This is a genomic window from Photobacterium nomapromontoriensis (assembly GCF_050336815.1).
Classification (GTDB): Bacteria; Pseudomonadota; Gammaproteobacteria; order Enterobacterales; family Vibrionaceae; genus Photobacterium; species Photobacterium nomapromontoriensis.
Genome location: NZ_JAKJSL010000021.1, coordinates 171,037 through 193,486, shown reverse-complemented (window position 1 = coordinate 193,486; position 22,450 = coordinate 171,037). Strand labels below are relative to the sequence as shown.

General features: G+C 45.6%; 39 protein-coding genes and 1 rRNA gene. 1 reads left to right on the top strand and 39 read right to left on the bottom strand.

Annotated features, from left to right (window positions below; translation table 11 throughout):
* The 31 genes from L4D12_RS08010 to L4D12_RS07860 form a co-directional block, all read right to left on the bottom strand.
* Positions 1 to 177 (bottom strand): 16S ribosomal RNA (locus tag L4D12_RS08010); the annotation flags it as partial.
* Positions 178 to 874: 697 nt separating this feature from the next.
* Entirely contained in the window at positions 875 to 1,258 is a 384-nt protein-coding gene (gene rplQ, locus L4D12_RS08005; RefSeq protein ID WP_428447289.1) for a 50S ribosomal protein L17, read from the bottom strand.
* A 33-nt stretch (positions 1,259 to 1,291) separates the two neighbouring features.
* On the bottom strand, positions 1,292 to 2,281 hold the full coding sequence (locus L4D12_RS08000; protein ID WP_428447288.1) for a DNA-directed RNA polymerase subunit alpha: 990 nt from the start codon (positions 2,279 to 2,281) through the stop codon (positions 1,292 to 1,294).
* A gap of 23 nt (positions 2,282 to 2,304) precedes the next feature.
* On the bottom strand, positions 2,305 to 2,925 hold the full coding sequence (gene rpsD / locus L4D12_RS07995) for a 30S ribosomal protein S4 (RefSeq protein ID WP_428447287.1): 621 nt from the start codon (positions 2,923 to 2,925) through the stop codon (positions 2,305 to 2,307).
* A gap of 32 nt (positions 2,926 to 2,957) precedes the next feature.
* A complete protein-coding gene (gene rpsK, locus L4D12_RS07990) occupies positions 2,958 to 3,347 on the bottom strand; it encodes a 30S ribosomal protein S11 (RefSeq protein WP_005370963.1) in 390 nt (129 codons plus the stop codon).
* 17 nt (positions 3,348 to 3,364) lie between these two features.
* Entirely contained in the window at positions 3,365 to 3,721 is a 357-nt protein-coding gene (rpsM, locus tag L4D12_RS07985; RefSeq protein ID WP_047880903.1) for a 30S ribosomal protein S13, read from the bottom strand.
* 145 nt (positions 3,722 to 3,866) lie between these two features.
* Complete coding sequence (rpmJ, locus tag L4D12_RS07980; RefSeq protein WP_000868186.1) at positions 3,867 to 3,980, bottom strand: 50S ribosomal protein L36; 114 nt, start codon at positions 3,978 to 3,980, stop codon at positions 3,867 to 3,869.
* 30 nt (positions 3,981 to 4,010) lie between these two features.
* A complete protein-coding gene (secY, locus tag L4D12_RS07975) occupies positions 4,011 to 5,336 on the bottom strand; it encodes a preprotein translocase subunit SecY (protein WP_428447286.1) in 1,326 nt (441 codons plus the stop codon).
* 22 nt (positions 5,337 to 5,358) lie between these two features.
* A complete protein-coding gene (gene rplO, locus L4D12_RS07970; RefSeq protein ID WP_428447285.1) occupies positions 5,359 to 5,793 on the bottom strand; it encodes a 50S ribosomal protein L15 in 435 nt (144 codons plus the stop codon).
* 5 nt (positions 5,794 to 5,798) lie between these two features.
* Positions 5,799 to 5,978 (bottom strand): 50S ribosomal protein L30, encoded by a 180-nt coding sequence (gene rpmD / locus L4D12_RS07965; protein WP_428447284.1) that lies wholly within the window; start codon positions 5,976 to 5,978, stop codon positions 5,799 to 5,801.
* Between the two features lie 5 nt (positions 5,979 to 5,983).
* Positions 5,984 to 6,481: a 30S ribosomal protein S5 gene (rpsE, locus tag L4D12_RS07960; protein ID WP_428447283.1), complete on the bottom strand. Its 498-nt coding sequence runs from the start codon at positions 6,479 to 6,481 to the stop codon at positions 5,984 to 5,986.
* A gap of 12 nt (positions 6,482 to 6,493) precedes the next feature.
* A complete protein-coding gene (gene rplR / locus L4D12_RS07955) occupies positions 6,494 to 6,847 on the bottom strand; it encodes a 50S ribosomal protein L18 (RefSeq protein WP_428447282.1) in 354 nt (117 codons plus the stop codon).
* Between the two features lie 9 nt (positions 6,848 to 6,856).
* Positions 6,857 to 7,390: a 50S ribosomal protein L6 gene (gene rplF, locus L4D12_RS07950; RefSeq protein WP_428447281.1), complete on the bottom strand. Its 534-nt coding sequence runs from the start codon at positions 7,388 to 7,390 to the stop codon at positions 6,857 to 6,859.
* A gap of 12 nt (positions 7,391 to 7,402) precedes the next feature.
* Complete coding sequence (gene rpsH, locus L4D12_RS07945) at positions 7,403 to 7,795, bottom strand: 30S ribosomal protein S8 (RefSeq protein WP_428447280.1); 393 nt, start codon at positions 7,793 to 7,795, stop codon at positions 7,403 to 7,405.
* Between the two features lie 35 nt (positions 7,796 to 7,830).
* Entirely contained in the window at positions 7,831 to 8,136 is a 306-nt protein-coding gene (gene rpsN / locus L4D12_RS07940) for a 30S ribosomal protein S14 (protein WP_428447279.1), read from the bottom strand.
* Between the two features lie 15 nt (positions 8,137 to 8,151).
* Positions 8,152 to 8,691, bottom strand: coding sequence for a 50S ribosomal protein L5 (gene rplE, locus L4D12_RS07935; RefSeq protein ID WP_428447278.1), 540 nt, complete (start codon positions 8,689 to 8,691; stop codon positions 8,152 to 8,154).
* 14 nt (positions 8,692 to 8,705) lie between these two features.
* The gene (gene rplX, locus L4D12_RS07930; protein WP_428447277.1) at positions 8,706 to 9,017 is read right to left on the bottom strand and encodes a 50S ribosomal protein L24; all 312 of its coding nucleotides are present in this window, start codon (positions 9,015 to 9,017) and stop codon (positions 8,706 to 8,708) included.
* A gap of 12 nt (positions 9,018 to 9,029) precedes the next feature.
* On the bottom strand, positions 9,030 to 9,401 hold the full coding sequence (gene rplN / locus L4D12_RS07925; protein ID WP_428447276.1) for a 50S ribosomal protein L14: 372 nt from the start codon (positions 9,399 to 9,401) through the stop codon (positions 9,030 to 9,032).
* Positions 9,402 to 9,565: 164 nt separating this feature from the next.
* Entirely contained in the window at positions 9,566 to 9,820 is a 255-nt protein-coding gene (gene rpsQ / locus L4D12_RS07920; RefSeq protein ID WP_047876495.1) for a 30S ribosomal protein S17, read from the bottom strand.
* Positions 9,820 to 10,011: a 50S ribosomal protein L29 gene (rpmC, locus tag L4D12_RS07915; RefSeq protein WP_048900848.1), complete on the bottom strand. Its 192-nt coding sequence runs from the start codon at positions 10,009 to 10,011 to the stop codon at positions 9,820 to 9,822. Before rpmC ends, rpsQ begins: the two co-directional genes overlap by 1 nt.
* On the bottom strand, positions 10,011 to 10,421 hold the full coding sequence (rplP, locus tag L4D12_RS07910) for a 50S ribosomal protein L16 (RefSeq protein ID WP_428447275.1): 411 nt from the start codon (positions 10,419 to 10,421) through the stop codon (positions 10,011 to 10,013). The genes rpmC and rplP overlap by 1 nt, the downstream gene beginning before the upstream one ends.
* An 11-nt stretch (positions 10,422 to 10,432) precedes the next feature.
* On the bottom strand, positions 10,433 to 11,122 hold the full coding sequence (rpsC, locus tag L4D12_RS07905) for a 30S ribosomal protein S3 (RefSeq protein WP_428447274.1): 690 nt from the start codon (positions 11,120 to 11,122) through the stop codon (positions 10,433 to 10,435).
* Positions 11,123 to 11,141: 19 nt separating this feature from the next.
* Positions 11,142 to 11,474, bottom strand: coding sequence for a 50S ribosomal protein L22 (gene rplV, locus L4D12_RS07900; RefSeq protein ID WP_005302797.1), 333 nt, complete (start codon positions 11,472 to 11,474; stop codon positions 11,142 to 11,144).
* Between the two features lie 10 nt (positions 11,475 to 11,484).
* On the bottom strand, positions 11,485 to 11,763 hold the full coding sequence (rpsS, locus tag L4D12_RS07895; RefSeq protein WP_005302795.1) for a 30S ribosomal protein S19: 279 nt from the start codon (positions 11,761 to 11,763) through the stop codon (positions 11,485 to 11,487).
* Positions 11,764 to 11,781: 18 nt separating this feature from the next.
* Positions 11,782 to 12,606 (bottom strand): 50S ribosomal protein L2, encoded by an 825-nt coding sequence (gene rplB, locus L4D12_RS07890; RefSeq protein ID WP_428447273.1) that lies wholly within the window; start codon positions 12,604 to 12,606, stop codon positions 11,782 to 11,784.
* 18 nt (positions 12,607 to 12,624) lie between these two features.
* On the bottom strand, positions 12,625 to 12,927 hold the full coding sequence (gene rplW, locus L4D12_RS07885; protein ID WP_299016685.1) for a 50S ribosomal protein L23: 303 nt from the start codon (positions 12,925 to 12,927) through the stop codon (positions 12,625 to 12,627).
* Positions 12,924 to 13,526 (bottom strand): 50S ribosomal protein L4, encoded by a 603-nt coding sequence (rplD, locus tag L4D12_RS07880; protein ID WP_047876488.1) that lies wholly within the window; start codon positions 13,524 to 13,526, stop codon positions 12,924 to 12,926. The genes rplW and rplD overlap by 4 nt, the downstream gene beginning before the upstream one ends.
* A gap of 16 nt (positions 13,527 to 13,542) precedes the next feature.
* On the bottom strand, positions 13,543 to 14,172 hold the full coding sequence (gene rplC / locus L4D12_RS07875) for a 50S ribosomal protein L3 (protein WP_428447272.1): 630 nt from the start codon (positions 14,170 to 14,172) through the stop codon (positions 13,543 to 13,545).
* A gap of 14 nt (positions 14,173 to 14,186) precedes the next feature.
* The gene (gene rpsJ / locus L4D12_RS07870) at positions 14,187 to 14,498 is read right to left on the bottom strand and encodes a 30S ribosomal protein S10 (protein WP_002541412.1); all 312 of its coding nucleotides are present in this window, start codon (positions 14,496 to 14,498) and stop codon (positions 14,187 to 14,189) included.
* A gap of 347 nt (positions 14,499 to 14,845) precedes the next feature.
* Positions 14,846 to 15,325 carry a bacterioferritin gene (bfr, locus tag L4D12_RS07865; protein ID WP_428447271.1) on the bottom strand — a complete coding sequence of 160 codons (480 nt, stop codon included), beginning with the start codon at positions 15,323 to 15,325 and terminating at the stop codon, positions 14,846 to 14,848.
* An 85-nt stretch (positions 15,326 to 15,410) separates the two neighbouring features.
* Positions 15,411 to 15,599, bottom strand: coding sequence for a (2Fe-2S)-binding protein (locus L4D12_RS07860; RefSeq protein ID WP_428447270.1), 189 nt, complete (start codon positions 15,597 to 15,599; stop codon positions 15,411 to 15,413).
* A 114-nt stretch (positions 15,600 to 15,713) separates the two neighbouring features.
* Between L4D12_RS07860 and L4D12_RS07855 the strand changes: the two genes are divergently transcribed.
* The gene (locus L4D12_RS07855; RefSeq protein WP_428447269.1) at positions 15,714 to 15,890 is read left to right on the top strand and encodes a hypothetical protein; all 177 of its coding nucleotides are present in this window, start codon (positions 15,714 to 15,716) and stop codon (positions 15,888 to 15,890) included.
* A 54-nt stretch (positions 15,891 to 15,944) separates the two neighbouring features.
* Here L4D12_RS07855 and tuf read toward each other — a convergent pair whose 3' ends face one another.
* The 8 genes from tuf to L4D12_RS07815 form a co-directional block, all read right to left on the bottom strand.
* A complete protein-coding gene (tuf, locus tag L4D12_RS07850; RefSeq protein ID WP_428447268.1) occupies positions 15,945 to 17,129 on the bottom strand; it encodes an elongation factor Tu in 1,185 nt (394 codons plus the stop codon).
* A gap of 109 nt (positions 17,130 to 17,238) precedes the next feature.
* A complete protein-coding gene (gene fusA / locus L4D12_RS07845) occupies positions 17,239 to 19,335 on the bottom strand; it encodes an elongation factor G (RefSeq protein WP_428447267.1) in 2,097 nt (698 codons plus the stop codon).
* Between the two features lie 90 nt (positions 19,336 to 19,425).
* Positions 19,426 to 19,896, bottom strand: coding sequence for a 30S ribosomal protein S7 (rpsG, locus tag L4D12_RS07840; protein WP_428447266.1), 471 nt, complete (start codon positions 19,894 to 19,896; stop codon positions 19,426 to 19,428).
* 95 nt (positions 19,897 to 19,991) lie between these two features.
* Entirely contained in the window at positions 19,992 to 20,366 is a 375-nt protein-coding gene (rpsL, locus tag L4D12_RS07835; RefSeq protein WP_005595139.1) for a 30S ribosomal protein S12, read from the bottom strand.
* Positions 20,367 to 20,544: 178 nt separating this feature from the next.
* Positions 20,545 to 20,838 carry a sulfurtransferase complex subunit TusB gene (gene tusB, locus L4D12_RS07830; RefSeq protein WP_428447265.1) on the bottom strand — a complete coding sequence of 98 codons (294 nt, stop codon included), beginning with the start codon at positions 20,836 to 20,838 and terminating at the stop codon, positions 20,545 to 20,547.
* Between the two features lie 7 nt (positions 20,839 to 20,845).
* Positions 20,846 to 21,202, bottom strand: coding sequence for a sulfurtransferase complex subunit TusC (tusC, locus tag L4D12_RS07825; protein WP_428447264.1), 357 nt, complete (start codon positions 21,200 to 21,202; stop codon positions 20,846 to 20,848).
* A 12-nt stretch (positions 21,203 to 21,214) separates the two neighbouring features.
* The gene (tusD, locus tag L4D12_RS07820; RefSeq protein WP_428447263.1) at positions 21,215 to 21,607 is read right to left on the bottom strand and encodes a sulfurtransferase complex subunit TusD; all 393 of its coding nucleotides are present in this window, start codon (positions 21,605 to 21,607) and stop codon (positions 21,215 to 21,217) included.
* Positions 21,604 to 22,326: a helix-turn-helix transcriptional regulator gene (locus L4D12_RS07815; protein WP_428447301.1), complete on the bottom strand. Its 723-nt coding sequence runs from the start codon at positions 22,324 to 22,326 to the stop codon at positions 21,604 to 21,606. Before L4D12_RS07815 ends, tusD begins: the two co-directional genes overlap by 4 nt.
* Between the last annotated feature and the right edge of the window lie 124 nt (positions 22,327 to 22,450).

The window sequence follows — 22,450 nt, the reverse complement described above, 5'->3', positions numbered from 1 at the left end:
GTATTAGCTATCGTTTCCAATAGTTATCCCCCACACCAAGGCATGTTCCCAGGCATTACTCACCCGTCCGCCGCTCGTCAGCAAAGAAAGCAAGCTTTCTCTCTGTTACCGCTCGACTTGCATGTGTTAGGCCTGCCGCCAGCGTTCAATCTGAGCCATGATCAAACTCTTCAATTAAAAGTGTTTGCTGCTATAAATAGCGGCTCAATGAAATACTGTTTATTCATTACCGAAGTAATGAACGAATTGACTGTGCCGCTTTCTTATTTTCACTTTTTAATAAAAAATGAAGTAAAAAAGCAATCGAACCATTTCTAGCTCTAGGTCACTCAGTTTCATTGATAATTCTTTTGTTGACTATCATTTCACGAGTGCCCACACAGATTGCATGGTCAAATTGTTAAAGAACAATACTGACTTACGTTACTGGCTAGCGCCGCTGTCCGTGTCAGTGAGGTCGCATTATAGAGACAACAAAGATATTGGCAATAGTTAATTTCAAAAAAAAAATCACCTGGGCATATTTCAACCAGAACCAACCAATATGGCCAATATTACTGCAAAAAATCCTTTTAAGGCTACCAACGGGTTATTAAGACAAATGAATGCGATATAAAAAACTATCAAATAGCAATACTGCTTATCCTCATTATCTGCAACCACAAAGCCAAAACGCCCCTTTTAATAAGTAATACAGATGGCTGTTATTAGTCGCATCACTCAGATGATTAAACCATTAGATAACAATGAATGAAGTGGAAATGCTGCAGTTACTTGATGAAAGTTATGCTCCCTTGCACGAAGAAAATAAATATTTAGCTAAAAAAAAGCCGAGTCATAGACTCGGCTTCTTCTTTATTTAACGCACTATTGCTTATTCAGCAGTAGCTTCTTCCTTTGCAGGACGATCTACTAGCTCAATGTAAGCCATAGGGGCTTTATCGCCTGCACGGAAACCGCATTTCATGATGCGAGTGTAACCGCCCGGACGTTGAGCAAAACGTGGACCTAATTCGTTAAACAGTTTCGCAACGATTTCGTTATCACGAGTACGAGCGAATGCAAGACGACGGTTAGCAACACTGTCAGTCTTAGCTAGGGTAATCAATGGCTCAATTACGCGACGCAGCTCTTTTGCCTTAGGCAGGGTAGTCTTGATAAGTTCGTGACGTACCAGAGAGCCAGCCATGTTGCTGAACATCGCTTTGCGATGGCTGCTGTTGCGGTTGAGTTGACGACCACTCTTACGATGGCGCATGACCTAATCCTTCTAACTAAATATCAGTAACTATTAATCTTCAGCAATTGATGCTGGCGGCCAGTTTTCTAGGCGCATACCTAGAGACAGACCACGTGATGCCAGCACATCTTTGATTTCAGTCAAAGACTTCTTACCAAGGTTTGGCGTTTTAAGAAGCTCAACCTCAGTACGCTGAACAAGATCACCGATGTAATGGATCGCTTCTGCTTTTAGACAATTCGCAGAGCGAACAGTTAGTTCAAGATCGTCTACAGGACGCAGTAGGATCGGATCGAACTCCGGCTTCTCTTCTTTTTCTTCAGGAACACGTACATCACGTAGATCTACGAATGCATCCAATTGCTCAGCTAAAATAGTAGCTGCACGACGGATAGCTTCCTCAGGATCAAGAGTACCGTTGGTCTCCATATCGATAACAAGCTTGTCAAGGTCAGTACGTTGTTCAACACGTGCTGCTTCAACGGCATATGCGATACGGTCAACTGGGCTGAAAGTTGCATCAACTAGCAGACGACCAATTGGACGCTCATCTTCTTCAGTATGAATTCGAGCAGACGCTGGTACATAGCCACGACCACGCTCTACCTTGATGCGCATGCTGATTTCAGCATTATCATCAGTTAGATGGCAGATTACGTGTTCTGGGTTCGCAATCTCAACATCACCATCATGGGTGATGTCACCTGCAACAACAGGGCCTGCACCAGATTTATTCAGAGTAAGGATAACTTCATCTTTACCCTCAACCTTAACGGCTAGGCCTTTAAGGTTTAGAAGGATTTCGAGAATATCTTCCTGTACCCCTTCTTTGGTGCTGTACTCGTGTAACACACCATCGATTTCCACTTCAGTTACGGCACAACCCGGCATTGAAGATAGAAGAATGCGACGTAGAGCGTTACCAAGAGTGTGGCCGAAACCACGCTCAAGCGGCTCAAGAGTTACTTTTGCATGCGTCGTGTTAACTTGTTCAATATCAACAAGACGTGGCTTAAGAAATTCTGTTACAGAACCCTGCATTGTGTCCTCTCTTAACTATAGCCTTACTTAGAGTAAAGCTCGACGATCAGGTGTTCATTGATGTCGGCAGACAAATCAGAACGTTCTGGAAGACGCTTAAATGTACCTTCCATCTTGCTATTGTCTACTTCGACCCAAGTCGGTAGTTCACGCTGTGTAGCAACTTCAAGAGCTGCTTTAATGCGTGCCTGGTTCTTAGCTTTCTCACGAATGCTAACAACGTCGTTTGCCGCTACCTTGAAAGAAGGAACGTTTACGACTTGACCGTTAACTAGGATCGCTTTGTGGCTTACTAGCTGACGTGCTTCAGCGCGAGTAGCACCGAAACCCATACGGTAAACCACGTTATCTAGACGACCTTCAAGAAGTTGAAGCAGGTTTTCACCTGTGTTGCCTTTAAGGCGAGCAGCTTCTTTATAGTAGTTACGGAATTGCTTTTCTAGCACGCCATAAGTACGACGAACTTTTTGCTTCTCACGAAGCTGAACGCCGTAGTCAGATAAACGACCGCGACGCGCACCGTGCATGCCCGGTGCGTTATCAATTTTACACTTGGTATCAATCGCGCGTACACCAGACTTAAGGAATAAGTCTGTGCCTTCACGACGACTAAGCTTCAGCTTAGGACCCAAATATCTTGCCATGTTCTTTCTCCAGTTTTCCTAGAAACGAAACGTTATACGCGACGTTTCTTAGGTGGACGACAACCGTTATGAGGGATCGGAGTCGCATCAACAATGTTAGTGATACGGAAACCCGCAGCGTTTAGAGCGCGGATAGTAGACTCACGACCAGGACCAGGGCCCTTAACCATAACTTCTAGGTTCTTAACGCCATATTCTTTGGCCATTTCACCACAACGCTCAGCAGCAACCTGTGCAGCGAACGGAGTAGATTTACGAGAACCACGGAAACCAGAACCACCTGCAGTTGCCCAAGAAAGAGCATTACCCTGACGGTCAGTAATGGTTACGATTGTGTTGTTGAAAGAAGCATGAATGTGCGCAACGCCATCAGCTACTTGCTTGCGTACGCGCTTACGCGCGCGAGTTGGTTGTTTAGCCATTGTACTCTACCTTCCGATTATTTTTTGATCGGCTTGCGCGGACCCTTACGGGTACGGGCGTTGGTTTTAGTACGCTGTCCACGTAGTGGTAGACTGCGACGATGACGAAGACCACGGTAACAACCAAGGTCCATAAGGCGCTTGATGTTCATGGAAACTTCACGACGTAGATCACCTTCTACAGTGTATTTAGCTACACCATCACGCAGTAGATCGATCTGCTCTTCAGTTAGTTCACTGATCTTAACACTTTCAGCAATACCCACTTCAGCTAGAATAGCTTTAGAGCGAGTTTTACCAATACCGTAGATCGCAGTAAGAGCGATTACAGAATGTTTATGATCAGGAATGTTAATGCCTGCAATACGGGCCACTATTCACTCCTAGTACTTTTCAAGAATAACCGCTGCAGAGCCCGTCTAGGATACGCAGCGGTGGAACAATTCTTTTGCACACACAAAAGATTGGTTGGCTAATTTAGCCAACCCACCTTCAATTTGCAAGAAATATTTCTGCTAATTAGCCTTGGCGTTGTTTATGCTTTGGCTCACTGCAAATTACACGCACAACACCGTTGCGCTTGATAACTTTACAGTTACGGCAGATTTTCTTAACGGAAGCACGAACTTTCATTGCTAAACTCCGTAAACGAGATAACCACTCTTAACGGCCTGAGCCTTTAAGGTTAGCCTTTTTCAAAACAGACTCATATTGTTGAGACATCAGATGTGTCTGAACTTGAGCCATGAAGTCCATAATAACCACAACTACAATCAGTAGTGAAGTACCGCCGAAATAAAAGCGGACGTTCCATGCAATCATCATAAACTCGGGGATCAGACAGATAAAGGTAATATACATTGCACCAACCAAAGTCAGGCGTGTCATTACTTTATCAATATACTTAGCGGTCTGCTCTCCCGGGCGAATACCAGGTACGAACGCACCAGACTTCTTCAAGTTATCAGCTGTCTCACGAGGGTTAAACACCAACGCGGTATAGAAGAAACAGAAGAAAATAATCGCAGCTGCATAAAGCATCACATAAAGTGGCTGACCTGGACTTAACGCCAGTGAAATATCACTGAGCCAAGTTAGGTTTTCATTCTGACCGAACCACTGAGCCAGTGTACCCGGAAACAGAATAATACTTGATGCAAAAATCGCTGGAATTACCCCTGCCATGTTGATTTTCAACGGCAGATGAGTGCTTTGCGCGGCAAAAACACGACGGCCTTGCTGACGCTTAGCATAGTTAACGACGATACGACGCTGACCACGCTCCATAAACACTACAAAATAAATTACGGCGAAAGATATCACTGCAATTAACAGTAGAAGAAGTACGTGCAATTCACCTTGACGTGCTTGCTCTACGGTCTGTCCAATAGCCGGCGGCAAACCTGCAACGATACCAGTGAAGATAATCACAGATATACCGTTACCAATGCCACGCTCGGTAATTTGCTCACCCAACCACATCAAGAACATGGTACCAGTAACCAAACTAACCACGGCGACAAAGTAGAAACCAAAGCCTGGATTAACAACCAGACCCGGAATCATACTTGGTAACCCCGTTGCAATACCAATTGCTTGGAAGGTTGCCAAAACAAGCGTGCCGTAACGGGTGTACTGGCTAATCTTACGACGACCAGACTCCCCTTCCTTTTTCAACTCGGCTAATGCCGGATGAACAACCGTTAGCAACTGAACAATAATAGAGGCCGAAATATACGGCATTATGCCCAGCGCCAAGATAGATGCACGCTCAAGTGCACCGCCAGAGAACATATTAAACAGTTCAATGACGGTACCCTTTTGCTGTTCGAACAGATCGGCAAGTACAGCAGCGTCAATACCAGGAATAGGCACAAAGGAGCCTGCTCGGAAAATTAAGATAGCACCTAATACGAATAGCAGGCGAGTCTTAAGCTCTGCTAGGCCACCTTGTGCACTACGAAAATCTTGTCCTGGTTGTTTAGCCATCTGTACCTCATCCTCGAGTTAATTATTCCTCGATTTTACCGCCTGCAGCTTCGATCGCAGCTTTAGCGCCTTTAGTCACGCGTAGACCTTTAACTGTTACAGCACGAGCGATTTCACCAGAAAGTACAACTTTCGCGAACTGAATGTTCTTGGTGATAAGATTCGCAGCCATAAGAGTTTCTAGGCTTACTACGTCACCTTCAACTTTCGCTAGCTCAGCTAGACGAACTTCAGCTGTTACCAAACTCTTGCGAGAAGTAAAACCGAATTTTGGTAGACGCTGTTTCAAAGGCATTTGACCGCCTTCGAAGCCTGGACGTACAGAACCACCTGAACGTGATTTCTGACCCTTGTGACCACGGCCACAAGTTTTACCCAGACCTGAACCGATACCACGGCCTACGCGCTTCGCAGAAGGCTTAGAACCCGCAGCCGGAGATAGAGTATTCAAACGCATTCTGATTACTCCTCAACTTTAACCATGTAGTAAACTTTATTGATCATGCCGCGTACGCAAGCAGTATCTTCAAGTTCTACAGTGTGGTTGATGCGACGAAGGCCTAGGCCACGCAAAGTAGCTTTATGCTTCGGTAAACGACCGATAGAGCTCTTTGTTTGGGTTACTTTAATAGTGTTAGCCATGTCAATTACTCCAGAATTTCTTTAACAGAAAGACCACGCTTAGCAGCGATCATTTCTGGAGAGTTCATGCCACTTAAACCATCAATTGTTGCGCGAACAACGTTGATTGGGTTAGTAGAACCGTATGCTTTTGCAAGAACGTTACGGATACCCGCAACTTCTAGCACTGCACGCATTGCACCACCGGCGATGATACCAGTACCTTCTGATGCAGGCTGCATGTACACTTTAGAACCAGTGTGTGCGCCTTTAACAGCGTGGTGTAGAGTACCGTCGTTAAGCGCTACAGTAACCATGTTACGGCGTGCTTTTTCCATTGATTTCTGGATTGCAGCAGGAACTTCACGTGCCTTGCCATAACCAAAACCGATGCGACCGTTACCGTCACCAACTACAGTTAGTGCAGTAAAGCTGAAAATACGTCCGCCTTTAACCGTCTTTGATACACGGTTAACAGCGATCAGCTTTTCATTCAAATCTGATTGTGTTTTTTCGTTAGCCATCTTCCGCCTACCTTAGAATTTCAGACCAGCTTCACGAGCAGCGTCTGCTAGTGCAGCTATACGGCCGTGGTATTGGAAACCAGAACGATCGAATGCAACGTTAGAGATGCCTTTTTCAATCGCGCGCTCAGCAATAGCTTTACCTACAGCTGCAGCAGCGTCTTTGTTACCAGTACTCTTAACCTGCTCGCGAATCGCTTTTTCTACGGTAGAAGCGGCAGCGATAACCTCAGAGCCATTTGGTGCGATTACCTGAGCGTACACGTGACGTGGAGTACGGTGTACAACTAGGCGAGTTGCGCCCAGTTCAGCAATCTTACGACGTGCTCGGGTCGCACGACGGATACGAGATGCTTTCTTATCCATAGTGTTACCTTACTTCTTCTTAGCTTCTTTAGTACGCACGACTTCGTCGGCGTAACGAACACCTTTACCTTTATAAGGTTCAGGGCTACGGTAAGCGCGGATATCTGCCGCTACCTGACCAACAACCTGCTTATCAGTACCTGTTAGTACGATTTCAGTTTGTGATGGGCATTCAGCTTTGATACCGGCTGGTAGTTCATGCGCAACTGGGTGCGAGAAGCCTAGCGTTAGGTTTACAGTCGAACCAGCAACGTTCGCACGGTAACCAACACCTTTCAAAGTAAGCTTCTTAGTATAGCCTTCAGTAACACCAACAACCATGTTGTTAACTAGTGCACGAGCAGTACCTGCTTGAGCCCAAGCCTTGTCGAATCCTTCACGAGGACCGAAAGTGATGGTGTTTTCTTCCTGGGACAATACAACTGCTTGGTGGATAACACGAACTAGTTCGCCTTTTCCGCCTTTAACAGTGATTTCCTGACCGTTGAGTTTAACTTCTACGCCGGCAGGAATAACTACTGGTGCTTTTGCAACACGAGACATTTCCTACTCCTATTATGCTACGTAGCAGATAATCTCACCGCCAAGGCCCGCTTTACGAGCAGCGCGGTCGGTCATAAGACCCTTGGAAGTTGAGATAACAGCAATACCAAGGCCACCCATCACTGATGGTAGAGCATCTTTTTTCTTGTAGATGCGCAGACCAGGACGTGATACACGTTGGATTTGCTCGATAACTGGGTTAGCTTCGAAGTACTTAAGTGTAACTTCTAGCTCAGGCTTAACTTCACCAGTAATAGTGAAATCAGCCACGAAACCTTCTTCTTTTAGAAGTGCAGCGATTGCTACTTTCTGCTTAGAAGATGGCATTTTTACAGCAACTTTTTTCGCTGCCTGACCGTTACGAAGACGGGTCAGCATATCCGAAATCGGATCTTGCATGCTCATAAGTTAATACTCCGTGATTCTGAATTGCTAGCTGATTACCAGCTTGCTTTACGTAGACCCGGAATCTCGCCTTTCATGCAAGCTTCACGAACCTTGATACGGCTTAAACCAAACTTACGTAGGTAGCCGTGTGGACGTCCAGTCTGGTTACAGCGATTACGCTGACGAGACTTCGCAGAATCACGTGGTAGTGACTGAAGTTTAAGCACTGCATTCCAGCGATCTTCTTCAGACGCATTCACGTCGCTAATTAGAGCTTTTAGCGCAGCACGCTTTTCAGCGAACTTAGCTACAAGCTTGGCACGTTTAACTTCGCGTGCCTTCATAGATTCTTTAGCCATTAGTAACCCTTACTTTTACTTACGGAATGGGAAGTTAAAAGCAGACAGCAGAGCATGAGCTTCTTCATCAGATTTAGCAGAAGTTGTGATTGTGATATCAAGACCACGTACACGATCCACTTTATCGTAATCGATTTCTGGGAAGATGATCTGCTCACGAACGCCCATGCTGTAGTTACCGCGACCATCGAATGATTTCGGGTTTAGACCACGGAAATCACGGATACGAGGTACAGCAATTGCAATTAGACGCTCGAAAAAGTCCCACATACGTTCGCCACGTAGGGTTACTTTACAGCCAATAGGGTAGCCCTCACGGATCTTAAAGCCAGCTACAGACTTACGTGCTACAGTGATAAGCGGCTTCTGACCTGCAATTGCAGTCATGTCAGCAGCAGCATTCTCTAGCAGCTTCTTGTCGTTGATAGCCTCACCCACACCCATATTAAGTGTGATCTTTTCGATCCTTGGGACTTGCATGATACTGTTATATTCGAACTTGCTAGCAAGATCTTTTACAACAGTCTCTTTGTAGTAATCATGCAGTTTCGCCATAGTACTACTCCAACTTACTTGATTGATTCGCCAGTCGACTTGAAGAAACGAACTTTTTTGCCGTCTTCAAATCGGAAGCCTACACGGTCCGCTTTACCTTCACCGTTTAGGATTGCAACGTTAGAAGCGTCAATAGCTGCTTCTTGATCAACGATGCCACCTTGAACACCCATTGCCGGTACAGGCTTCTGGTGTTTTTTAACAAGGTTAATACCTTCAACGATTACTTTACCGGTTGCTAGAACCTTAGTTACTTTACCTTTCTTACCTTTATCTTTACCAGTAAGAACGATAACTTCGTCGTTACGACGGATTTTAGCTGCCATTTGAATTACTCCTTACAGTACTTCAGGCGCTAGTGAAACGATCTTCATAAACTTATCGTTACGAAGTTCACGAGTCACTGGGCCAAAAATACGAGTACCGATTGGTTGCTCAGTGTTGTCGTTCAACAATACGCAAGCATTACGGTCAAAACGAATGACAGAGCCGTCTGGACGACGTACGCCTTTACGAGTGCGCACTACCACCGCTTTCAGTACATCACCTTTTTTAACCTTACCGCGAGGAATTGCTTCTTTCACAGTAATTTTAATGATGTCACCGATATGTGCATAGCGACGGTGTGAACCACCCAGAACCTTAATACACATTACGCGACGAGCGCCGGAGTTATCGGCTGCGTCAAGCGTACTTTGCATTTGGATCATGTTAGTGCTCCGCTAATTTTAAACATCTAGACCCACTACGAGTCGATTTGCCTTTTCTTCAAAGGCGGCGAATAATAACACCATTTTCGACCGATGGGTAGACTAAAAATAAACGGCCCTAAAAAATTCCCAGGGCCGCTCAGTTATAACGTAGTTAAGTTCGCTTAGATGCGAGCTTTTTCAACTACGCGTACCAGTGTCCAAGACTTAGTCTTAGACAGTGGACGACACTCACGAACTTCAACTGTGTCGCCTAGGCCACACTCGTTGTTCTCGTCATGTGCGTGTAGTTTAGTCGTGCGAGTGATGTACTTACCGTAGATCGGGTGCTTCACTTTACGCTCGATTGCAACAACAATAGACTTGTCGCCTTTGTCGCTAACAACACGACCAAGCTGAGTACGAATTTTATCGCTCATTATGCGCCAGCCTTCTCAGTCAGAACGGTTTTAACACGTGCAATATCACGACGTACTGCTTTTAGAGTGTGAGTCTGCTGTAGTTGACCAGTAGCAGCCTGCATGCGCAGGTTGAACTGTTCACGTAGCAAGCCCACAAGCTCAGCATTAAGTTCTTCAACGCTTTTAGCGCGCAGATCTTGTGCGTTCATCACATCACCGCCTTAGTTACGAATGTTGTCTTGATTGGTAGCTTACGTGCAGCAAGATCGAATGCTTCACGAGCTAGTGTTTCAGGAACACCATCCATTTCGTATAGAACTTTACCTGGTTGAATCTGTGCTACCCAGTACTCAACGTTACCCTTACCTTTACCTTGACGAACTTCAAGAGGCTTAGATGTAATTGGTTTGTCTGGGAATACACGAATCCAGATTTGGCCCTGACGTTTGATATGACGAGTCATAGCACGACGTGCCGCTTCGATCTGACGAGCAGTTAGACGACCACGGCCAACAGCTTTAAGACCAAATGTACCGAAGCTTACATCAGTACCGTTCGCTAGACCGCGGTTACGACCTTTAAAGGCCTTGCGGAATTTAGTGCGTTTAGGTTGCAGCATCAATAAACTCCTTATTTACGGCCTTTGCGCTGCTTCTTAGGCTTGTCAGCCTTTGGCTCTTCAACCGGCATGCCGCCTAGAACTTCACCTTTGAAGATCCAAACTTTAACGCCGATTACACCGTACTGGGTGTGAGCCGAAGAAGTTGCGTAATCAATGTCAGCACGTAGAGTGTGTAGAGGCACACGGCCTTCACGGTACCACTCAGTACGTGCGATTTCAGCGCCGCCTAGACGACCGCTTACTTCTACCTTGATACCTTTAGCGCCAAGACGCATAGCGTTCTGAACTGCACGCTTCATAGCGCGACGGAACATTACACGACGCTCTAGCTGAGACGAAATGCTGTCAGCTACTAGTTGACCGTCTAGCTCAGGCTTACGTACTTCAGAGATGTTGATCTGAGCTGGAACGCCCGCGATCTTCGCCACTGCTGCACGTAGTTTCTCTACGTCTTCGCCTTTCTTACCGATAACAACGCCTGGACGAGCAGTGTGAATAGTCACACGGATGCTCTTCGCAGGACGCTCGATAACGATACGTGATAGAGACGCTTTTGCTAGTTCCTTAGTTAGGAACTTACGTACCTTGAAATCGCCGTCTAGGTTGTCAGCGAACTCTTGGCTGTTAGCAAACCAAGTGGTATTCCAAGGCTTACAAATGCCTAGACGAATACCATTAGGATGTACTTTTTGACCCATTGCTTTCTCTCCTAGTCTCTTAGCGGTCTGCTACAACAACAGTGATGTGGCTAGAACGCTTCAAGATGCGATCGGCACGGCCTTTAGCACGAGGCATAATACGCTTCATGGTAGGACCTTCGTCAACGAAGATTTTTGCAACATTAAGATCATCAATGTCTGCGCCTTCGTTGTGTTCTGCGTTAGCGATAGCTGACTCTAGAACTTTTTTGATTAGATCAGCAGCTTTTTTGTTGCTGAAATTCAGAATTTCTAGAGCTTGAGCAACTGGCTTACCGCGCAGTTGATCTGCAACCAAACGAGCTTTCTGCGGCGAAATGCGAGCAAAGCGATGTTTAGCGATAGCTTCCATTACCTACTCCTTAGCGCTTCTTAGCTTTCTTATCTGCAGCATGGCCGCGATAAGTACGTGTTGGTGCAAATTCGCCTAGCTTGTGACCGATCATTTCTTCAGAAACGAAAACAGGAACGTGCTGACGACCATTATGGACAGCGATGGTCAAACCGATCATCTGAGGGATGATCATTGAGCGACGGGACCAAGTCTTAACAGGCTTTTTGTCACCGCTTTCCAACGCTTTCTCTACCTTCTTCAGCAAGTGTAGGTCAATAAATGGACCTTTCTTGAGAGAACGTGGCATGGCGTATCCTCTTTATAATTACTTGTTACGACGACGTACGATGTACTTGTCGGTACGCTTGTTCTTACGAGTCTTGTAACCCTTAGTTGGAACACCCCAAGGTGTAACAGGGTGACGGCCACCAGAAGTACGGCCTTCACCACCACCGTGTGGGTGGTCAACTGGGTTCATTACAACACCACGTACAGTTGGACGAACACCGCGCCAACGTGAAGCACCAGCTTTACCTAGCTCACGTAGCATGTGTTCTGCATTACCAACTTCACCTAGAGTCGCACGACCTTCAGCAAGAACTTTACGCATTTCACCAGAACGTAGACGTAGAGTCACATAAGTGCCTGCACGTGCAATGATCTGAGCATACGCACCAGCTGAACGAGCTAGCTGAGCACCTTTACCTGGCTTAAGTTCAACACAGTGTACAGTTGAACCTACTGGGATGTTGCGCATTGGTAACGTGTTACCAACTTTGATAGCAGCATCTGCGCCAGATTGGATTGCATCACCAGCCTTTAGGCCTTTAGGTGCGATAATGTAGCGGCGCTCACCGTCTGCGTACAGAACAAGTGCGATATTTGCGCTACGGTTTGGATCGTATTCTAGACGCTCAACTTTCGCTGGGATGCCATCTTTAGTACGTTTGAAATCGATGATACGGTAAGCATTCTTGTTACCACCACCGATGTGACGTACTGTGATACGACCGTTGTTATTACGACCACCAGACTTAGATTTTTTCTCTAGTAGTGGTGCGTACGGCTTACCCTTATGCAGGTCAGAGTTAACCACTTTAACAACGTGGCGACGACCTGGGGAAGTCGGCTTACATTTTACAATAGCCATTCTTCTTTGCTCCTAGCCTTACTCTGCACTGCCAGCGAAGTCGATGTCTTGACCTTCTTTCAAGATAACATACGCTTTTTTGACGTCAGAACGACGACCTTGACGCATACCTTGACGTTTGGTCTTACCCTTAGTGATAAGAGTATTTACAGACTTAACTTCAACCTCAAACAGTTTTTCAACTGCTGCTTTGATCTCTTTCTTAGTTGCTGTCATCGCTACTTTGAAAACGATAGTGTTACCGTTCTCAGCAGCCATGGTTGCTTTTTCAGAGATGTGCGGAGCACGTAGAACTTTTAAAATACGCTCTTCAGTGATCATGCTAGCATCTCCTCAACTGCTTTAACTGCTGCTGCAGTCATAACAACTTTATCGAAAGCGATCAGGCTAACTGGATCAATTGCCTTCGCGTCACGTACGTCTACTTTGTATAGGTTACGTGCTGCAAGGAATAGATTCTCATCTAGCTCACCAGTTACGATCAGTGCATCTGTCAACTCAAGTTCTTTCAACTTAGCAACTAGTGCTTTAGTTTTAGGAGCTTCAATTGAGAAGTCTTCAACAACGATTAGACGCTCTTGACGAACTAGCTCAGACAGGATGCTCTTCATCGCACCACGGTACATTTTTTTGTTAACTTTCTGGCTGTGGTCCTGTGGACGAGCAGCGAAAGTTACACCACCGGTACGCCATAGCGGACTACGGATTGTACCTGCACGAGCGCGGCCTGTACCTTTCTGGCGCCATGGCTTAGCGCCACCACCAGAAACGTCAGAACGAGTCTTCTGAGCACGTGTACCCTGACGAGCACCTGCTGCAAAAGCAACAACTACCTGGTGTACAAGCGCTTCATTGAAGTCACGCCCAAAAGTAGTTTCGGAGACAGTTAGTGCGTTAGCACCTTTGACTACCAATTCCATTACTAACTCCTCGACGTTACGCTTTAACAGCTGGTTTTACGATCACGTTACCGCCTGTAGCACCTGGTACTGCACCTTTAATAAGAAGCAGATTGCGCTCAGCGTCAACACGTACGATCTCTAGGTTTTGAGTCGTTACACGCTCAGCACCCATGTGACCAGCCATTTTCTTGCCTTTAAATACGCGACCTGGAGTTTGACATTGGCCAATTGAACCCGGTGCACGGTGAGACAAGGAGTTACCATGGGTCATATCTTGAGTACGGAAATTCCAGCGCTTAACAGCACCTTGGAAGCCCTTACCTTTAGATGTACCAGTAACGTCTACTTTTTTGATTTCGTTGAACAGCTCAACAGTTAGCTCAGCGCCAACAGCAAACTCTTCGTTGTTATCTAGACGGAATTCCCAAAGACCGCGACCCGCTTCAACACCTGCTTTCGCAAAGTGGCCAGCTTCTGGCTTAGAAACACGGTTAGCTTTCTTTGAACCAGTAGTTACCTGGATTGCGTTGTAGCCGTCAGTTTCAACAGATTTAACCTGAGAAACGCGGTTCACTTCAACTTCAACCACAGTTACTGGGATAGAAACGCCATCTTCGGTAAATACGCGGGTCATGCCCACTTTACGACCGATTAGACCAATCATTCTCTTATCTCCCCTTAACCTAGGCTGATCTGAACGTCAACGCCAGCAGCTAGATCTAGACGCATAAGAGCGTCAACAGTTTTATCTGTTGGCTCAACGATGTCAATTAGGCGCTTGTGAGTACGGATTTCGTACTGGTCACGTGCGTCTTTATTAACGTGAGGAGAAATAAGAACAGTGAAACGCTCTTTGCGAGTAGGTAGTGGGATTGGACCCTTAACCTGCGCGCCAGTACGCTTAGCTGTTTCAACGATTTCCGCTGTAGACTGGTCGATCAAACGGTGATCGAACGCCTTAAGACGGATACGAATACGTTGGTTCTGCATGAGACAGAGCTCCAAATATAAAAATTACACAAACAATATCGCCACTCAGACTCGTTAAGACGAGAGAATGCCGATTGATTTATGTGAACGTAGCATCCCTATCGGATGCATTGTCAGCCAATTTAATGACTGCGAACATAAGTCAGAGTATACATTGATAAGTTGACTAGCAACTTCTTCCTCAACGCTTATTGGTTCACAACTGCGCTTACGAAATTTGATTACCTCGGGCAGTGGATGGCATTATACAGATCACAAATTTGAACGCAAGCCCTATTAAAAATATATTTAAGCGAATAAATTTCCGCCAATATTCACATCACACAAGTACGGCATGCAATTTCACATCACTCGTCTTCATCCACTATCTGGGCTTGATTATAATTGGCGATACCCATCAATTCGATGAGACCGAGCTGAGTTTCAAGCCAGTCGACATGATCTTCTTCATCGGCAAGAATCTCCTGAAATAAATCTCTGGAAACGTAATCATGTACTTCTTCGGCATAACTGATTGCATCTCGTAAGTCTGGGATGGCGGCCATTTCCAAAGTGAGATCACACTCCAGCATTTCTCTGGTATCTTCACCTATATTCAACTTCCCGAGATCTTGCAGGTTGGGAACTCCTTCTAAGAACAGAATTCTCTCTACTAAATGATCTGCATGATTCATCTCATCAATAGATTCATGGTACTCCTTATCAGCTAAATGCTTCAGGCCCCAATCTTTATACATTCGGGCATGGAGAAAATACTGATTAATTGCAACCAATTCATTAGCCAAGACTTTATTAAGATGTTGAATAATTTTTGGATCTGCTTTCATTTCTAATCACTCCTTCTTGAATTCACTTAAGAATAGAAGTACTCAGAGATGTGTCAAAAAGTTAGATCACCTTTGTGTAACAACATTAACTCGCTTTTTGATACTGACTCGCCGTCACCTGTTCAATGATCTGCTTTGCTTGTCGAATACACTTGCCACATTGTGAACCCAGTGGCGTTACTGCACGAATCCCTCGCAAATCAGTTATCCCTTTTTCGAGTGCTAACATCATGATCTTCTTATCGGAAATTCCGTGGCATAGACAAACATACATCTTTCTGTATCCACTGTATTTTAATCTAAGAAATATAATAGATAATGATTCTCATTTCAATATTGCATTTCTGAGGTTTTAGTTTGATTTGTTATTAAGACTCGTCAAATTGTCGTGCTAAGCAATATAGAAGGTATAGAAGGTATAGAAGGTATAGAAGGTATAGAAGGTATAGAAGGTATAGAAGGTATAGAAGGTATAGAAGGTATAGAAGGTATAGAAGGTATAGAAGGTATAGAAGGATATGCGAGAAAAATGGAGTGGTATACTAATTTTTTATTTTATCGATAAATAAAAAGGGAGCCGAAGCTCCCTTTTCTGTACTTAGTTATGCACTAATTGCAATTAAGCAATGATAGTTGCAACAACACCAGCACCTACAGTACGGCCACCTTCACGGATAGCAAAACGTAGACCTTCGTCCATCGCGATTGGCGCGATTAGAGTAACAGTCATAGAAATGTTATCGCCAGGCATTACCATCTCAACGCCTTCTGGCAGTTCGATAGTACCAGTCACGTCAGTTGTACGGAAGTAGAACTGTGGACGGTAACCTTTGAAGAAAGGAGTGTGACGGCCGCCTTCATCTTTAGAAAGAACATAGATTTCTGAAGTGAAAGTAGTGTGTGGAGTGATTGAACCTGGCTTAGCAAGAACCTGACCACGCTCAACTTCGTCACGCTTAGTACCACGTAGAAGAACACCAACGTTCTCACCTGCACGGCCTTCGTCAAGAAGCTTACGGAACATCTCAACACCAGTACAAGTAGTAGTGATAGTGTCTTTGATACCGATGATAGCAACTTCGTCACCAACGCGGATRAYACCYTGCTCAACACGACCAGTTACAACWGTACCACGGCCCTGGATTGAGAATACRTCTTCGATTGGAAGRATRAACGGACGGTCGATCGCACGCTCTGGCTCTGGGATGTAAGTATCTAGAGCTTCAGCTAGTTCGATAACCTTRTCTTCCCACTCTTTYTCGCCGTTTAGAGCGCCTAGAGCAGAACCCATGATTACTGGGCAATCGTCACCTGGGAAGTCGTACTCAGAAAGAAGTTCACGAACTTCCATCTCTACTAGTTCTAGTAGCTCTTCATCATCAACCATGTCACATTTGTTCATGAATACGATGATGTAAGGAATACCAACCTGGCGACCAAGTAGRATGTGCTCACGAGTCTGTGGCATTGGACCATCAGTTGCAGCAACAACTAGGATACCACCGTCCATCTGCGCAGCACCAGTGATCATGTTTTTAACATAGTCAGCGTGTCCTGGGCAGTCAACGTGTGCGTAGTGACGAGTTGGAGTATCGTACTCTACGTGAGAAGTGTTGATTGTGATACCGCGCTCGCGCTCTTCTGGAGCGTTATCGATAGAAGCGAAGTCTTTAGCAACACCACCGTACACTTTTGCAAGTGTAGTACAGATAGCAGCAGTTAGAGTTGTTTTACCGTGGTCAACGTGGCCGATAGTACCAACGTTAACGTGCGGTTTTAGACGTTCAAATTTTTCTTTAGACACGATCGTGTTCCTTCCTAGTTGTGATACGCCCCATTAATTCATATATGGGACGCGTCAGAAGTTGCTATTTTATGCGCCAACAGCCATTGGCGCAATATAGATCTTGCGATTAACCACGTTCTGCGATGATAGCATCGGCGACATTCTTAGGAACATCAGCGTATTCGCTAAATTCCATCGAATATGACGCTCGGCCTTGTGTCGCTGAACGTAGGTCAGTTGCGTAACCAAACATGGCGGATAGTGGCACTTTGGCACGAATGATTTTCAGACCAGCAGGGCCCTCATCCATACCTTCGATCATGCCGCGGCGACGGTTAAGATCACCAACAACATCACCCATCCAATCTTCCGGAGTGGTTACTTCAACTTTCATCAATGGCTCAAGAATAACCGGTTCTGCTTGTAGCGCCCCTTTCTTGAATGCCATTGAACCAGCAATTTTAAATGCCATTTCGTTGGAATCAACGTCATGGTATGAACCATCAAACAAGGTTGCCTTGACATCCAATACAGGATAACCAGCCAGCACACCATTGTTCATTTGCTCTTCGATACCTTTAGCAACAGCACCGATGTACTCTTTAGGTACCGCACCACCGACAACTTCATCCACGAACACGAAACCTTCATCAGGTTCCGATGGTTCGATTTTCAGCCATACGTGACCATATTGACCGCGACCACCAGACTGGCGCACAAATTTTCCTTCCACTTCCGTTTTACCACGGATAGTTTCACGGTATGCAACCTGCGGTTTACCAACGTTACATTCAACGCTGAATTCACGTTTCATACGGTCAACAATGATATCAAGGTGAAGTTCACCCATACCTGAAATCAACGTCTGGCCTGATTCCTCGTCCGTTTCGACGCGGAATGATGGGTCTTCTGCCGCTAGTTTACCTAGTGCAACACCCATTTTTTCTTGGTCGGCTTTCGAGCGAGGCTCAACAGCAATCTGAATTACGGGTTCAGGGAACTCCATGCGCTCAAGAATCACTTGGTGATCCATATCGCACAAGGTGTCACCTGTTGTGACGTTTTTCAGACCAATTGCTGCTGCAATATCACCCGCACGGATTTCTTTGATCTCTTCGCGCTTATTTGCATGCATCTGAACGATACGGCCAAAGCGTTCGCGTTTTTCTTTTACTGAGTTGTAGACGCTGTCGCCAGAATTTACAACCCCAGAATAGACGCGCATGAAGGTCAAACTACCTACAAACGGGTCGGTTGCGATTTTGAATGCCAGCGCTGAGAATGGTTCCTCATCACTTGAATGACGTTCAACTTCGTTACCGTGTTCATCTTCACCGCGGATAGCTTTCACTTCCGTTGGTGATGGCAGATATTCAATGACTGCATCAAGTACAGCTTGAACACCTTTGTTTTTAAAGGCTGAACCACAGGTTGCTAGCACGATTTCGTTAGCGATAGTTCGCTGGCGAAGGCCAGCTTTGATTTCAGCTTCAGACAACTCACCTTCTTCAAGGTACTTGTCCATCAGCTCTTCAGTCGCTTCGGCGGCGGCTTCAACCAGGTTCTGGCGCCATTCCTCAGCAAGATCTTGCATATCGGCAGGAATATCTTCATAGGTAAATGACATACCCTGATCGGATTCATTCCAGTTGATTGCTTTCATCTTGATAAGATCAACAACACCTTTGAATTCTTCTTCAGCACCAATATTTAACTGGATTGGCACTGGATTCGCGCCAAGACGGTTTTTGATCTGGTCAACAACACGTAAGAAGTCAGCACCAGCTCGGTCCATCTTGTTCACGAAAACCATACGCGGTACTTCGTATTTATCAGCCTGACGCCAAACGGTTTCAGACTGAGGCTCAACACCAGACGAACCACAGAAAACAACAACAGCACCGTCAAGCACACGCAATGAACGCTCTACTTCAATAGTAAAGTCAACGTGTCCAGGGGTATCGATGATGTTTACGCGGTGTTCTTGGAACTGAGCTTCCATACCACGCCAGAAGGTCGTAGTGGCAGCAGATGTGATAGTGATACCACGCTCCTGCTCCTGCTCCATCCAGTCCATAGTAGCAGCGCCGTCGTGAACCTCACCAATTTTGTGAGATAAGCCTGTATAAAACAGGATACGCTCGGTAGTTGTTGTTTTACCGGCGTCAACGTGAGCACAAATACCGATATTACGGTAGTACTCGATAGGCGTTTTACGAGCCACGGCAGTATCCTCTTTGTAAGGGAGACCTTGGAGTATGGTTTGGGCACAGCAAGCGATGCCTGCTGTGCCCAAATGGTATTACCGGCTAGATTACCAGCGGTAATGTGCGAACGCTTTGTTCGCGTCTGCCATACGGTGAACGTCTTCACGTTTCTTAACAGCAGAACCTTTGTTGTCAGCCGCATCTAGCATTTCTGCTGCAAGACGCTGAGCCATAGATTTTTCACCACGCTTACGCGCAGCTTCAACCAACCAACGCATAGCTAGTGCATTACGACGTACTGGACGTACTTCTACAGGCACCTGGTAAGTTGAACCACCCACACGGCGAGATTTAACTTCTACCGCTGGACGTACATTTTCAAGAGCTTTTTCGAATACAGCTAGGTGTTCTTCACCAGAACGCTCAGCCATAGTTGCTAGTGCAGAATAAACGATTTTTTCTGCAGTAGATTTTTTACCGTCAACCATTAGGATGTTAACGAATTTTGCCAGCAGCTCAGATTTGAACTTTGGATCTGGAAGGATCTTACGCTGGCCGATTACGCGACGACGTGGCATGGAGTTTCTCCGTTGTCTTCTTCAGGTTATCCAAAACTTTTCAGTTTCTTCAAAATTAAATAATTTTAGTGTTTGGCCTTACTTAACGGAATCCATTAAGACTTAGGACGCTTTACACCGTACTTAGAACGAGCTTGTTTACGGTCGTTTACGCCTGCACAGTCAAGTGCACCACGAACAGTGTGGTAACGAACACCTGGAAGGTCTTTAACACGACCGCCACGGATAAGAACAACTGAGTGCTCCTGAAGGTTGTGACCTTCACCGCCGATGTAAGAAGTTACTTCGAAACCGTTTGTTAGACGAACACGGCACACTTTACGTAGTGCTGAGTTAGGTTTCTTTGGTGTAGTAGTATATACACGAGTACATACACCACGCTTCTGTGGGCACGCTTCTAGTGCAGGCACGTTGCTTTTTACAACTTGCTTAGCACGTGGCTTACGTACCAACTGGTTAATAGTTGCCATTAAATAGCTCCTGAAATATTACTTTCGTAAAGGTGAAAAATCCGCCTCCCAACAACAGGAGGACGCGAAATTTTATGCATCGCACTCAAGGGTGTCAAGATGTAACCAGCGATCAATCAAATGATTATTTCTTAGACAACCTAAAATGCGGACTTATTCGTGGGTAAATGGGTGGGATTTACCCCCATTTCATCTGGGTTTCATGCTTCACAGTTAACGACACAAAGCCTTTGTAATCAACAACTTCAAAATGACCGGACTCATCAAAGGCTAATCCTCGGGCTTGCATATCTGCAGCCAGCAAATAAATTTTCACTCTCTGCTTAAGAATTGCATCAAGTGCTGAATTTTCTGCCATTACTGCAATAACCGCATCCTGAATCAGCAAAACCGCATCATTTTCCTCTAGTACGACACTACAATGTTTAAAACTCTGAGTCTGAAATGGCGAGCCAGTAAGAATATGGAGCATGGTTACCTCAGAACGTCAAAATACGCTGGCAAGTATGAAGCTGCTGGGAAAACATCGCCGGTTCACAGCAGGTTACGCGAATGATTAATGCCTCTTCGGTCATGCCTCGTTCGCGCAGGGATTGTGCACAAACATAGATTTCATCGATCTCGTACAAATCAAGCATTTTGAACGTTACACTATAATCCCGAGACAATATTGCACTCGGCTGTTGCCCTTTTTTAAGCTGCAACACACCATCACCATGAAAAAAGGTGGCAATATTGTCTGTATACGCCGATGTCGCGAGTACAGCATCCAGCCCTTCTCGTCCCGATGCCGTCCCATGAGGCGCCTGACCAAAGACAAAACCTAGCTTTTTCACTCTCAGCTCCTGTTAAAACTGAATCACACGATCAGCGGTGAGCATTGCTTCAGCCAAGCCACCTAGCCCCGCTTGCTCAAACCCGGTTGCCAAATTATTGCCTGGCAACTGGTTTTGCTCCGCTTCTTGCTGACTAACGATACCACGGCGCAATGCTGCAGCAACGCAGGTCTGTAACTCTGTGCCATGCTGTATGGCCAGTCGCTGCCAACCCGCCACCAGATCATATTCATCAGACGCAGGGGCCGTTAGTGACGAACCGTTATGCACTCCATCTTGATAAAAAAACACCCGCAAAAGCTGATGGCCTTCGGCCAATAATGCTTCGGCAAATTGGTAGGCTGTACGCGCAGATTGTGTGCCATACGCAGGGCCTTCCACTACCAAAACATAACTCAGGCTCATTTTTCGCCATCCTCAGTTTTACGCTGTCGGATATAGAGGTACACGGTATGCTTGGAAATATTCAGACGGTCTGCGACACGATTAATCGCATCTTTGATATCAAATATCCCTTTATCAAACAATTCCATCACAATCTGACGATTCTTGGCGTTATTGGAGACATTCTTATCGGCATTAATTTCTTCAATGGTGCGCTCAACGGTTTGGTCGACTAACTCATCGACGTCGCTAGCAAAATTAACGGTCGAGGCCGCATGCTTTGCTTCATCTGTCGGCATAAACGACTGAAGAATTTGAGAAAATGGCGCATCAAGATTAACGTTTATACATAGCAAACCAATAATATTGTTGTCACCATTGCGGATCGCAATGGTGATCGACTTCATCAGATCGCCACCTTTAGCGCGGGTAAAATACGCCCGAGAGAAATTACGTTCCGAGCCTTCAATATCACGCAGCATCCGTAGCGCGAGATCGGTGATCGGTGATCCTACTTTACGCCCTGTATTCTCACCATTTGCGATCTTAATTGCAGAGGTGTTTAGATCATCAAGCGAGTGCAGAACAATTTCACAAAACGGACCAATAAGAGCGGCAAGGCCATCAACCACCGCTTCATATGAACGCAAGATAATATAATCATGCTCACTAAAAATGCGAGGCTCAATCAAGTCATTTTCGACCATGACATCTGAGCCAAAATTATCTGTCGATACCACTAGGATTTCTTCCTTGCTAATGCCCATTGTATTTAACTTCTGATCATTATACTGACAAGCAGATAAGTACAATGGGCGACACCCCGCCAATACAAAACCGTGTACGGCGAGCGATAAAAATTAA